This window comes from Pedobacter agri PB92, from assembly GCF_000258495.1.
Lineage (GTDB): Bacteria > Bacteroidota > Bacteroidia > Sphingobacteriales > Sphingobacteriaceae > Pedobacter > Pedobacter agri.
Window position 1 is genome coordinate 1 of sequence record NZ_AJLG01000133.1, and the last position, 13,678, is coordinate 13,678.

At 37.9% G+C, this 13,678-nt stretch carries 9 protein-coding genes and 1 pseudogene; 3 read left to right on the forward strand and 7 right to left on the reverse strand.

Going from position 1 to position 13,678, the window contains the following annotated elements; translation table 11 throughout:
* From ON09_RS17250 to gloA2, 4 genes and pseudogenes are all read right to left on the reverse strand, one after another.
* A pseudogene (locus ON09_RS17250) lies at window positions 1-559 on the reverse strand (class 1 fructose-bisphosphatase); the annotation flags it as partial.
* Between the two features lie 19 nt (window positions 560-578).
* On the reverse strand, window positions 579-1,070 hold the full coding sequence (locus ON09_RS17255; protein ID WP_010602315.1) for a metallophosphoesterase family protein: 492 nt from the start codon (window positions 1,068-1,070) through the stop codon (window positions 579-581).
* A 172-nt stretch (window positions 1,071-1,242) separates the two neighbouring features.
* Window positions 1,243-1,944, reverse strand: coding sequence for a tRNA1(Val) (adenine(37)-N6)-methyltransferase (locus ON09_RS17260; protein ID WP_010602316.1), 702 nt, complete (start codon window positions 1,942-1,944; stop codon window positions 1,243-1,245).
* A 1-nt stretch (window position 1,945) separates the two neighbouring features.
* Window positions 1,946-2,329 (reverse strand): SMU1112c/YaeR family gloxylase I-like metalloprotein, encoded by a 384-nt coding sequence (gene gloA2 / locus ON09_RS17265; RefSeq protein WP_010602317.1) that lies wholly within the window; start codon window positions 2,327-2,329, stop codon window positions 1,946-1,948.
* 226 nt (window positions 2,330-2,555) lie between these two features.
* Between gloA2 and purL the strand changes: the two genes are divergently transcribed.
* On the forward strand, window positions 2,556-6,215 hold the full coding sequence (gene purL, locus ON09_RS17270; RefSeq protein WP_010602318.1) for a phosphoribosylformylglycinamidine synthase: 3,660 nt from the start codon (window positions 2,556-2,558) through the stop codon (window positions 6,213-6,215).
* 159 nt (window positions 6,216-6,374) lie between these two features.
* On the opposite strand, the gene ON09_RS17275 is transcribed toward purL, so the two are convergent.
* Window positions 6,375-7,214, reverse strand: a complete 840-nt coding sequence (locus tag ON09_RS17275; protein WP_010602319.1) for an energy transducer TonB — start codon at window positions 7,212-7,214, stop codon at window positions 6,375-6,377.
* Window positions 7,215-7,538: 324 nt separating this feature from the next.
* Between ON09_RS17275 and ON09_RS17280 the strand changes: the two genes are divergently transcribed.
* The gene (locus ON09_RS17280; protein WP_010602321.1) at window positions 7,539-9,593 is read left to right on the forward strand and encodes a glutamine synthetase III family protein; all 2,055 of its coding nucleotides are present in this window, start codon (window positions 7,539-7,541) and stop codon (window positions 9,591-9,593) included.
* Window positions 9,594-9,883: 290 nt separating this feature from the next.
* Window positions 9,884-11,065, forward strand: a complete 1,182-nt coding sequence (locus ON09_RS17285; protein WP_010602322.1) for an AIR synthase-related protein — start codon at window positions 9,884-9,886, stop codon at window positions 11,063-11,065.
* A 124-nt stretch (window positions 11,066-11,189) separates the two neighbouring features.
* On the opposite strand, the gene ON09_RS17290 is transcribed toward ON09_RS17285, so the two are convergent.
* Entirely contained in the window at window positions 11,190-11,471 is a 282-nt protein-coding gene (locus ON09_RS17290) for a hypothetical protein (protein WP_010602323.1), read from the reverse strand.
* 138 nt (window positions 11,472-11,609) lie between these two features.
* The coding region (locus tag ON09_RS17295; protein ID WP_010602324.1) for a TonB-dependent receptor domain-containing protein at window positions 11,610-13,678 on the reverse strand (2,069 nt) is incomplete at its 5' end.

Consider the following 13,678-nt stretch of genomic DNA (forward strand, 5'->3'; position numbering starts at 1 on the left):
ACGTACACACTAAGCCATTCACACACTTGCCTGTGGTATAAACCAACATAGTTGAAGAGCCATAAATAATATAACCGGCAGCCACCTGTTCAGTTCCTTTCTGCAAAACATCACTTATAGTTGCCCTACCTTCAAAACTTTTTCTTCGATAAATTGAAAATACTGTACCAACAGCAACATTCACATCTGTATTGGATGAACCATCCATAGGATCGATACATACAATATATTTAGCGTCTTTAGAAACAGGAGAATCAATATGTATAATCTCTTCCTCTTCTTCACTGGCGATAATGCAACATTCACCTCCACTGGTAAGGGCAGCTAAAAACTGCTGATCGGCATATACATCCAGTTTTTTTTGCTTTTCGCCTTGAATGTTAGTCGTACCAACATGGCCCAACATATCTACTAAGCCGGCTTTGTTAATTTCTCTGTTTACAATTTTAGCCGCAATTGCGATGTCACGTAGCAACCTGGATAATTCTCCTTTAGCGTAAGGAAAATCCGCTTGTTTTTCTATAATAAATTGTCCTAATGTAGTTACTCCTAAACTCATACTTAGTGTAATTTTTACGTTATCTACCTGATAACTCAATTACTTCTAAGGTATGAATATTTTCGTCAGTTATACAAAAACGGATTAAGGTTCTCACTTTGTGCCAACCATGTTTTCCCGCAGCACCGGGGTTTATATGCAAACATTTTATCTTTTCATCGAACATTACTTTTAAAATATGTGAATGTCCGGTGATAAATAATTTTGGAGGGTTAGTGTAAATTTCTGGCTTTACAGCAGGAGCATAGCGACCAGGGTAACCACCAATATGCGTCATCCATACCGCTACATCTTCACATCTAAAACGATTTTGTTCAGGAAAATCTGCCCTGATGGTGGCGTCATCAATATTTCCGAACACACCACGCAAAGGTTTAAAGGCCGCCAATGGCGCTGCAACATCAGCACCAAAATCGCCGGCATGCCAAATTTCATCTACCTGATCGAAATGTTTAAATACCGCTTCATCCAGGTATCCATGCGTATCTGAAATTAAACCTATTTTTTTCATTATGTAAAGTAATATGTAAACTTATTGCACACTTTAACCTAAAATTCTAGGTCATTTTTAATTTGAGGTTGTCAGTATGATTTTTTTAATAAACACTTCCATCGCTCTTATGCGTTTAAAAAAACACAAATAATTCCAGTTTTTATATTGTAGGATATTATCATCCTAAACCTTAAAAAGCTAAGAAAAAATCGCTCAATATTTCCTTATATCCTGGCGTATGTTTAGCCTGCGATGCATAGATACAAAAACTAGTTTCTACTAATGTCACCCCCGCCCTAGAGAGACCAATAATTTGTCTGAATGCTGGTTTGTTTTCGTCAGAATGAATATTGATCCGATGGGCAAGTAACAATTGATATTTGGCAGCTTCACTAATCACCTCGAGTGCCTGTTTCACTGGAAGAATCAGATACAAAATACCTTTTTCACTTAATAACGTATTCGATTGCTGAACAAGAAGCTCAAAAAAATTTTCATCCGCATGCCGGGCTATTCCTTTTCGCTCCTCTTTATTTTTAAGATCATTTACAAAAAACGGAGGATTGCTTACAATAAGATCAAACTGCTGCGAAGAATGAAAATCTGATATTGAAATATGATCAACACTTAAGCGCTCACTGAAAATTGAACGTTCAAAATTTTTGTTGGCCGCTGCCGCAGCAAGCTGATCAATTTCGATAGCATGAACTTTTGCTTCCGGATATCTTTGTGCCAACATTAAAGCTATTACACCAGTGCCGGTTCCAATGTCCAGTATATTTTTTGGTGCGCTATGCTTTGCCATCGCTCCTATTAAAACCCCATCGGTATTTATTTTCATGGCACATCCCGACTGGTCAACTTCAAATTGCTTGAATTTAAAAATACTCATGCTACACCTCGTATAATTCTAATGGCAAACCATCCGGATCAGCAAAAAAAGTAAATCTTTTCCCTGTAAATTCATCTACCCGAATAGGCTCTGTTACAATGCCCTGATGATTTAACCGATTAATTTCTTCCTCGATATCATCTACTTCAAATGCTAAATGACGCAAGCCTTGCGCCTCAGGCCTGGATGGCCGAGCTGGTGGATTTTCGAAGGAGAAAAGTTCAATCTGATAAGTTCCATTTACAGCAAGATCCAGCTTATAAGATTTTCGTTCTGCCCGGTAAAATTCACCTAAAACCGTAAAACCTAATTTATTAACGTAAAAATCTTTCGATTTCTCATAATCTGAACAAATAATAGCGACGTGGTGAATCCGGTTGAACATGTAAAAGATTGGATTTGATTGATTGAATAACAGAATGTAGCAAAGTTGCAGAAAATGATTGAATTTTAATGAACAGCCTAGAAAAGCAGCAAACACGATGCATTAACTGGAATTTTCTTAAAGTGCATTATTTTACATTCAGTCGTTGAAAATTCTATTATTCAATCCATCATTCCTTCCCTCATTAAATTTAAAAAACCTATTTTTGCACTTTCAAAAAAAAAGCATGATTCATTTCTTCCTTAGTCAATCGCAGGCGATTTTTGTACTCCAAACAGGCAAGACGCTATCCCAAGATGATATTACTAAACTTGAATGGTTATTTGGCGGTGCCAAAATCTCGCAAGAAACAGCTTTAACAGGCTTTTTCGTTGGACCAAGAGCGGCGATGATTACGCCCTGGAGCACCAATGCTGTTGAGATAACCCAAAATATGGACATGCAGGGAATCATCAGGATTGAAGAATTTAAAGCAGTTGCTGAAGATTTTGCTGATTATGATCCCATGCTTTCACAAAAATATAGCAAACTTGATCAGGAAGTTTACACAATAGACATCAAACCTGAGCCTATTTTAGAAATCACCGACATTGCTGCTTATAATAAACAAGAAGGTTTATCTTTAAGTGATGAGGAAGTTGAGTATTTAAACACTTTGGCAAAAAACTTAGAAAGACCTTTAACAGATTCAGAAGTTTTTGGTTTTTCTCAGGTTAACTCTGAACATTGCCGCCATAAAATCTTTAACGGAAAATTTGTTATCGATGGCGTGGAACAGCCGACTTCTCTTTTTAAATTAATTCGTAAAACATCGGAAGAAAACCCTAACGATATTGTTTCTGCTTATAAAGATAATGTAGCATTCATCAAGGGTCCGAAAGTGCAGCAATTTGCACCAAAACGTGCTGATGTTCCTGATTATTATACCACGAGCGATTTCGATTCGGTAATTTCTTTGAAAGCAGAAACCCATAATTTTCCAACTACTGTTGAACCTTTTAACGGTGCAGCAACAGGTTCTGGTGGCGAAATCAGAGATCGTTTGGCAGGCGGACAAGGTTCTTTACCTTTGGCCGGAACTGCGGTTTACATGACTGCCCTTTCTCGTTTAGAAGAAGGCCGCGAGTGGGAAAAAGGCGTTGAAGAAAGAGCATGGCTTTATCAGACACCAATGGACATCCTGATCAAAGCATCAAACGGTGCTACAGATTTTGGAAATAAATTCGGACAGCCATTGATTACGGGTTCGGTGTTAACTTTCGAACATGAAGAAGATTCTCGTAAGTTGGGTTTTGATAAAGTAATCATGCTTGCTGGAGGTATTGGTTATGGCAAAGCGAGTCAGGCACAAAAATTAAAGCCACAGGAGGGTGATAATATCGTCATCCTGGGCGGTGAAAATTACAGAATTGGAATGGGTGGTGCAGCAGTTTCATCTGCTGATACTGGTCAACACGGATCTGGAATTGAATTGAATGCCATTCAACGCTCAAACCCTGAAATGCAAAAACGTGCTGCTAATGCGGTTCGTGGCATGGTAGAAAGTGATCATAACTCAATTATCTCTATCCACGATCACGGTGCAGGCGGCCACTTAAACTGTTTATCAGAGTTGGTAGAAGAAACTGGTGGTTTAATCAACCTTGATAAATTACCTGTGGGCGATCCTACCTTGTCCGCTAAAGAAATTATCGGAAACGAATCTCAGGAAAGAATGGGATTGGTTATCGGCAACGAACATATTGAAACCTTACAAAAAATTGCTGATCGCGAACGCTCGCCGATGTATACCGTAGGTAAGGTAACAGGCGACCATCGGTTCACTTTCAAATCTGAAACTTCTGGTATTAAACCAATGGATCTGGAATTGAAAGACATGTTTGGCAGTTCTCCGAAAATTGTGATGGAAGATCAAACGATCGATCGCAAATATGAAGAAGTTTCATACAGCAAAGCTGATTTAAATACATATTTAGAACAGGTTTTGCAATTAGAGGCAGTAGCATCAAAAGATTGGTTAACCAATAAGGTTGACCGTTGTGTAGGCGGCCGTGTGGCAAAACAACAAACCGCCGGACCATTACAATTGCCTTTAAACAATTGCGGTGTAATAGCACTGGATTTTCAAGGTAAAGAAGGAATTGCTACTTCGGTTGGTCATGCTCCATTATCGGCGCTAATTGATCCAGCTGCCGGTAGTCGCGTTGCAATTGCAGAATCATTATCAAATATTGTTTGGGCACCTTTAAAAGATGGATTGAAAAGCGTGTCGCTTTCTGCCAACTGGATGTGGGCTTGTAAAAATGAAGGTGAAGATGCCCGTTTATACGCTGCAGTTAAAGCTTGCTCAGAGTTTGCCATTGATTTAGGAATCAACATTCCAACCGGAAAAGATTCATTATCGATGAAACAGAAATATAAAGATGGAGATGTAATTGCGCCAGGAACAGTGATTATTTCTGCTGGTGCGAACTGTGATGATATCACGAAAGTAGTGGAACCAGTTCTTCAAAAAGATGGTGGTTCGATTTATTATATCAACCTTTCTAACGATAATTATAAGTTAGGGGGTTCATCTTTTGCGCAGATTTTAAATAAAATTGGCACCGAAACCCCTGATGTTAAAAATGCTGATCAATTCTCAAAAGCATTTAATACAATTCAACAGCTAATTAAGGAAGATAAAATACAAGCTGGACATGATATCGGAAGTGGTGGTTTAATTACAACCTTATTGGAAATGTGTTTTGCTGATCGCGATTTAGGTGCATCAATCGATTTATCTTCATTAAATGAGCAGGATATCATTAAGCTATTATTTGCAGAGAATATCGCACTTGTTTTCCAGGCTGGTGCATCAGTGGAACAATTCTTAAATCAAGCAGGTGTAGCTTTCCATAAAATTGGTGAAGTCACTTCATCAGCTACGCTGGAAGTAAAAAATGCTGCTGATCATTTTAGTTTCGATATTAATCATCTACGTGATGTTTGGTTCAAAACTTCTTATCTGCTGGATAGCAAGCAAACTGGAAATGGTTTAGCAAAAGAACGTTATGATAACTATAAAAATCACGTTTTAAAGTATACTTTCCCATTGCAATTTGATGGAAAAAAACCTGTTATTGATTCCGCTAAGCCTCGCCCGAAAGCGGCAATTATTCGTGAAAAAGGAAGTAATTCGGAGCGTGAATTGGCCAATGCAATGTATTTGGCAGGCTTCGACGTGAAAGATGTGCACATGACGGATCTTATCACTGGTAGAGAAACATTAGAAGATATCCAATTCATCGGTGCTGTGGGTGGTTTCTCTAACTCTGATGTTTTAGGATCGGCAAAAGGTTGGGCAGGTGCATTTTTATACAATGAAAAAGCAAGAGTGGCTTTAGAGAAATTCTTTGCCCGTCCTGATACATTATCTGTGGGAATTTGTAATGGCTGTCAGTTGTTTGTGGAGCTTGGCTTGATTAACAAAAATCATGAGGATAAACCTAAAATGTTGCACAACAGAAGCGGGAAACACGAAAGTATATTTACTTCATTAACGCTTCAGGAGAACAATTCAGTTATGTTATCTACCCTTGCAGGCAGTACATTGGGTGTTTGGGTATCTCATGGAGAAGGTAGATTCTCATTGCCATATGCAGAGGATCAATACAAAATTGTAGCGAAATATGCTTACGAAACATATCCAGCCAGTCCGAATGGTTCAGATTACAACACGGCGATGATGTGTGATGAAACCGGCCGCCATTTAGTGATGATGCCACACATTGAACGTTCATTGTTTCAATGGCATTGGGCAAATTATCCTGCAGGCAGAAAAGATGAAGTTTCGCCTTGGATGGAAGCCTTCGTGAATGCTAGAAAATGGATTGAATCGAAATAACATTATTTATTGACCATATAATATATAACAAAGGCTTGAGTAAACTCAAGCCTTTTCATTTAAAACCCAACCTCACTAATCAATCGTTCGGATGTTTACTATCACATTCACAATTCGATCCCAACAAACAAACCAAACCTTATTTAATCACTAACCAAATTACATCAGGTTAAAATTAATTGGCATATTGTATCTCACACGAACTGGAATTCCCTTATTTTTCCCTGGTTTCCAGAATGGAGATTTCTTAATTACTTTCATTGCTTCTTCATCACATCCATAACCAATTCCTCTTAATACTTTCACATCCGTAATGGAACCATCTTTTTCAACTACGAAGCTCACGAATACCTTACCAGTAACTCCTTCCTCTTGCGCATGAGACGGATAACGTAAGTTACGCTCCATATATTTAGTGAAAGCTTTCATGCCACCCGCAAATTCAGGATATTCATCCACGCCCTCAATACCCACAATGGCATTTGACTCTCCTCCGCCCTCACCTTCTTTAGCCACACCGTTGCCATTGCCACTAGTTGCAGGAACAGTTAAAACCAGATCAGGTTTAATTTCACCATCTTGCGTCACATTGCTCACCACAGCGTTCTGAATTTCCTTTATTGTTGGCGGATCTTTAATTTCAGGCTTATCTACCACAACAATGTTTGAGGTCATTTTAACTGTTTTTACTTTTACCGGTTCTGCTTTTGCAGGCTCAACTTTTTTCTCAGGTTCAGGTTTCTTCATTTCATGAATCACATCAGTTAAATCGACAACTGTGGGTGGAGAAACTTTTTCAATAACCGTAGGAAACATTTTACTGTACACTAGCGGAGCAAAGGCAAGCAATAAAAACAAGCTTACGGAAACCAGTAAGGCTCTGGTCATGATGCTGGAAGATTTTGACCTTAATTCATAAGCGCCATAGGTTTTGTTGCGGTCTGCAAATACAAGATCGAGCCACTCGGTTTTGTACACGTTGATTGATGAATTGAACATAGCTATTAATTTTTATAGCATGATGTATCAAAAACCAGAATTCCATAAAAGAAGCAAAAAATCTCTTTTCGTTACGAAAAGTGAAAAATTTCATTTAAAAAACATTTTTTTATTTCATTTTCAATAAAATTGATAGAAATCTTACGATTGTTTTATAAAAATTAATAAAATATACTATTTTTGACAAAAAACATAACAAATTAATGAAAAGCTTAAGAACCATCGCATTAAAAGAGGCTCAAAACAGAATTTCACCAGAAGTTAAATCACCATCTTCAAAAATTTCTGATTTTTTTTGGCGCTAATGTATTTGATAAGAAAAAAATGAGAGATTTCTTATCTAAGGACGTGTACGAAAAATTGATCTCATCTATTAACCAAGGTGAATTAATCAATTCTGATGATGCCAACCAAATTGCAACCGCTATGAAAGCATGGGCAATGAGCGCTGGCGCAACACACTACACTCACTGGTTCCAGCCGTTAACAGGCACGACTGCTGAAAAGCATGATTCATTTTTTGAGCCAAGTGGCGATGGAGCTATCGAGAAATTTGCTGGTAGCGCATTAGTTCAACAAGAGCCAGATGCATCAAGTTTCCCTAACGGAGGTATCCGTAATACTTTCGAAGCTCGTGGCTACACTGCTTGGGATCCATCATCTCCAGCATTCATTATGGAAAGCAAAGCTGGTAAAACACTTTGTATTCCAACTGTATTCGTTTCCTATACAGGAGAAGCATTAGATTATAAAGCACCTTTATTAAAAGCATTGGCTTCGCTTGATAAAGCTGCCGTTGATGTTTGTCAATATTTCGATAAAAGCATTACGAAAGTAAACGCTTCATTGGGTATCGAGCAAGAATATTTTTTAGTTGATGAGTCATTATTCAATGCTCGTCCGGATTTACTATTAACTGGTCGTGCTTTATTCGGACATATGTCTGCTAAAGGCCAACAGCTTGAAGATCACTATTTCGGATCAATTCCTGAGCGTGTATTCACTTACATGGTTGATTTTGAAAACGAAGCTTTAAAATTAGGTATTCCTTTAAAAACCCGTCATAATGAGGTTGCACCATCTCAATTTGAGTGTGCACCAATTTACGAAGAGATCAACTTAGCTATCGATCACAATCAATTGTTGATGGATTTGATGGAAAAAGTTGCTCGTCGCCACCACTTCCGCGTTTTATTGCATGAAAAACCTTATGCTGGTATTAACGGATCGGGTAAACACAACAACTGGTCGTTAATTACTGATACTGGTAAAAATTTATTGGCTCCAGGTAAAACGCCAAAAAACAATTTGATGTTCTTAACTTTCTTCGTAAACACGATTAAAGCCGTTAGTGAGCATGCAGATTTATTACGTGCAAGTATTGCATCTGTGAGCAACGATCACCGTTTAGGTGCTAACGAAGCGCCACCGGCAATCATCTCTATCTTCCTGGGTTCGCAATTAAATGATGTTTTAGATGAGATCGAACATTCACGTATCAGCAAAAAAATAAAAGAAGATAATGCGCTTTGGTTAGGTATTCCAAAAATCCCTCAAATTTTGTTGGATAACACGGACCGTAACCGTACCTCTCCTTTCGCATTTACAGGTAATAAATTTGAGTTAAGAGCAGTTGGTTCTTCAGCTAACTCTTCAGCACCAATGACGATCTTAAACGCGATCATGGCGGAGCAATTGGTTAAATTTAAAGCTGAAGTTGATAAATTAATCAAGAAAGGTGATAAAAAAGATATCGCATTATTAACGGTAATCAAAAAATACATCAAAGAATCTAAATCGATTCGTTTTGAAGGTAATGGTTACAGCCAGGAGTGGGAAGATGAAGCAGCGGCACGTGGTTTATCAAACATCAAAACTACACCTAAAGCTTTAGATGCATATTTAACTGAAAAATCGGCTAGTTTATTTGAAACTACAGGTATTTACAGCAAACGTGAAATCCATGCCCGTCATGAGATCATGTTAGAAAACTTCTACAAGAAATTACAAATCGAAGCTCGTGTAATGGGTGAAGTGGCAAACACTGCAATTATCCCTGCGGCTATCGCTTATCAAAACTCTTTAATCGCAAATGTTAAGGGATTGAAAGAGCTTGGTGTAGAAAGTAAATCTTCTCTTGATATCGTTAAAAAACTTTCTGAGCATTTAGATATCGTAAAAACGAATATCGATGCCATGTTAGAAGAACGTAAAGTAACCAACAAAATCGAAGATACCCGTGAGAAAGCAATCGCTTATGACGAAAAAGTTAAATCTTACTTTGATCTAATTCGTTACCATGCTGATAAATTGGAGCAAATTGTTGACGACAGCGTTTGGCCTTTACCAAAATTCAGAGAATTATTATTCATGAAATAAGTTTGAAACTTTAGGTTTAAAATATAGGGTGTAAGGTTTAGACTTTACACCCTTTTTTTATAACAGAATTTTAGCCGATCATCATTGCGAGCTGGTATTGGTATCTGAATCTTCTGACTCCGGACCAGATACTTTTCACTTAATATAAAAAACTCTTCAACTTAGTTTCGTCTATTTACAATTATTAAGTACGCGATAAAATTTCTAACTCCTGCCTTTTTACGTAATGCTAAAATCCTTTTACCTTTTACCTTTTACCTTCTCCCTCTATTCCTTATCTTTGCGCCAACATGAGTGATAACAGATACAATCAACGTGGCGTTTCTGCCTCAAAAGAAGATGTGCATAATGCCATCAAAAACATCGACAAAGGAATTTTCCCAAAAGCATTTTGCAAAATTATTCCCGATATCCTTGGTGGTGACGAAGCTTATTGTAACATCATGCATGCAGATGGTGCCGGAACAAAATCATCACTTGCTTATGTTTACTGGAAAGAAACCGGAGACATTTCCATTTGGAAAGGAATTGCGCAAGATGCCATCATCATGAATATTGATGATTTAATCTGCGTAGGTGCTACTGATAACATTCTTTTATCCTCAACCATTGGCCGCAACAAAAACCTAATCCCAGGTGAAGTAATTGCCGCGGTAATTAATGGAACAGAAGAAATTTTAGAAGATTTACGTGAGCAAGGCATTTCCATCTATTCAACAGGTGGAGAAACCGCAGATGTAGGCGACCTGGTAAGAACCATTATTGTTGATTCTACTGTGACTTGCCGCTTGAAACGTGAAGACATCATCAGCAATGATAACATTAAGCCTGGCGATGTAATTGTGGCTTTGGCCTCATACGGTCAAGCAACATACGAAACCGAATACAACGGCGGAATGGGATCTAATGGACTAACTTCTGCCCGCCATGATGTTTTTGAAAAATCTGTGGCCAATAACTATCCGGAGAGCTTTGACCCGGCAGTTCCATTTGATTTGGTATTCTCTGGTCAGAAACAACTGACAGATGAAATTGAAATCGAAGGATTTGGCAAAACTACTGTTGGAAAACTAGTGCTATCTCCTACCCGTACCTATGCGCCGGTAATCAAAAAAATATTAGAAAGTTATCGTCACCAAATCAATGGAATTGTTCATTGCAGCGGTGGTGCGCAAACAAAAGTGCTGCATTTCATTAATGATGATATTCACGTCATAAAAGACAATTTATTTCCTGTTCCTCCACTATTTAAACTTATCCAGGAAGAATCTGGCACAGATTGGAAAGAAATGTATAAAGTGTTTAACATGGGGCACCGCATGGAATTATACGTGCCTCAGGAAATTGCAGCAGCTATCATTGAAATATCAAAAAGCTTTAACATCGATGCGAAGATTATTGGTCGCGTAGAAAAAGGCAAACAAAAACAAGTTACAATCGAGAGCGAAAAAGGAACATTCGTTTACAATTAAAATGCAATTCATATAACCTCAATTATAACATTGTCATACTGAGCTTGTCGAAGTACTGGTATAATCAACTGAGCATTTCGACAAGCTCGATCTGACAAAACTATTTACCTCATCACCGCACTTCCTACTCACGGTTAATGAACTTATGGAAGGTACTTTCCTCCCCGTCAATTTTCTCCTCCTGATAAAGTAGATCGAGTTTATTAGAATCGAAGTTTTCAAAAAACGTATCCCAATCAATTTCCTTTAAATCGGATTTGTTTTCACTGTGTTTAGGAAAATGAATTCTTAACACCCCGTCATTGTCTCCTTTGGCGGTATCCGCAACTATTGCGGGCACACCACCATGTTTCTCAGCCCATGCTTTAATGGTAGCATGGTTGTGAGTTTGTTTTGAACTGCTCATAATTTATTATTTATTAAATTAATTATTAATAATAATTATATAAGCAGCTAAAAGGTTTTCAGATTTTTAAAATTGCCGTAAAAAACAAAAGCCCCGACTTTGCAGTCGGGGCTTTAATATTAGTATTTGAATTAAGTATTAGTTAAAGTTATAACGAACACCGAATTGCATGTAGTAAGTTGATGAAATTGTTTGTGAAGTACCAAACGTATTTCTGGTAATATCACCAGCATTTGCGTTAACTCTAAATGTTGGTTTAGTAGTTGTATTACCTAAAGCCGCAACATTTTGAGGTACTAGGATATTTGAGTTATTTACAAAATTCACATTACCCCACTTACGATTTAACAAGTTACCTACGTTAAAGATATCAACAGTAAATTGGAACGAATTTTTTGTTTTACCAAAGTTTTTGAAAACTTCTTGCGTCAATCTGAAATCGAATTGGTTTCTCCAAGGAGATGTTGCAGCATTACGCTCAGCAAACTGGCCTCTGTGGCTGCTAAGATATTTATCTTGTCCAATATATGTTTCAAAAATATCTAACTGCTCTTGTGCGCTATATGCTCTTGAATAACCATTTGTACCAGCCGGTATCGCTACAAAAGAAGCCGCAGTAAGTTCACCAGGATTTGGAATATAAATTAGATCATTTCCCGATTGACCATCACGGTTGAAATCAGTGCTATAAGTGTACGAGAATCTTCCTTGCTGACTTCCCTCATAAAACAATGAGAATGAAGTTGCCAAATTACCAAAATACTCTTTTCTGTAAGAGATATTAGCAATAAAGCGATCAGGATTTAAGTTACTTGAATAACTTAGGGTTGGCGTATTCGGATTAGATGAGGTTGCAGGAATAGACCATAAGTTTAGCAACTGGTCACCACCACCATCACCATAGTTACGCTGATCAGAACGTGTATACGCAATCATGGCCGACAATCCGTTATTGAATTGTTTCGTCAATTGTGCAGTTGCTAACCAGTTATAACCACCTTTAGCATTTGTCATTTGAATAACATTGAAACCCGATGAACTTGTAGCAGCTGCAGTTGAAGCTACTGCTCCTGCACTTGTTAATGAAACCACTTGACGGCCAAATGCACCAGCTGAAGTAGTTGGCAAAGCACCACCAGCTGGGAAAACTGGACGAGTATCACCGTAACCACTTATGCTTAGATTAGTAGGATTAACTAAGTTAATATTTCTAGCTACGGCAACATTTAAATCCTTACCGTAAATTCCTTCTAAAGTTCCTACGATACCCCAAGGTAATTTGATGTCAAATGCTAAGCTTGATTTCCAGGTTTGAGGAAACTTCAAATTTTCAGCCATTACACTAATGCTACTTGGAATAGAAGATCCTGCTGCTGGTGCTGCACTTAATAAGTTTGGAGCAATGTTTGGGTTAAAGAATGGTGTATTTGCCTGACCTGAATAAGTTTGAGTATATTGTAATAAACCGGCATCACCAGATTGAGAAACAATCCAAACAAATGGAATACGTCCAGTGAAAATACCAGTACCACCACGAACCTGGAAAGAACGATCTCCGAAAACGTTCCAGTTAAAACCAAAGCGGGGAGAGTATGAAATTCTGTTTTCTGGTAGTGCTCCTGTATTTACTTTTTGACCATCAGCAAATGTTAAACCTGCTACTAGTGGATGTGTTCTGATCTCAGTTACATCTGGATATGTCGCCTGCTCAACACGTAATCCCGCTGTTAATTTTAAACGATCGGATACAGTGAATTCATCTTGAATGTATGCAGAATACTGGTTGAATTTGAAGCTTGGATATGCTTGCGAACCATCAGGTGTTAAAGGGTAAGTCACAGCATAGTTAGCAGGTTTCTGTCTGGTGACAAAGTCATTCCAAGAGTTAAACACATAGTAGCCAGTACCAAAACGCTGAAAGCCATTTTTTGTAGTACTAAATTCTGCTTGCAAACCCAATGTGATGTTATGCTTTCCTAATGCTAAACTTAAATCATCAGAATAAGTATACCCTTTTACATCACGTAAATTACCATAAGTAAATGGCTCATAACCGAAAGTGGTTATTACACTACCTGCATCTAAAATATCTACCAAAGGAAATGGTGAACTATCAGAAGTACGAGGATCATTCTGATGTGAATAAGTAGCACGTGCTACGTTTGTAACTTTACTACCAAAATTCGAAGTTAATTCAGCAACTCCAG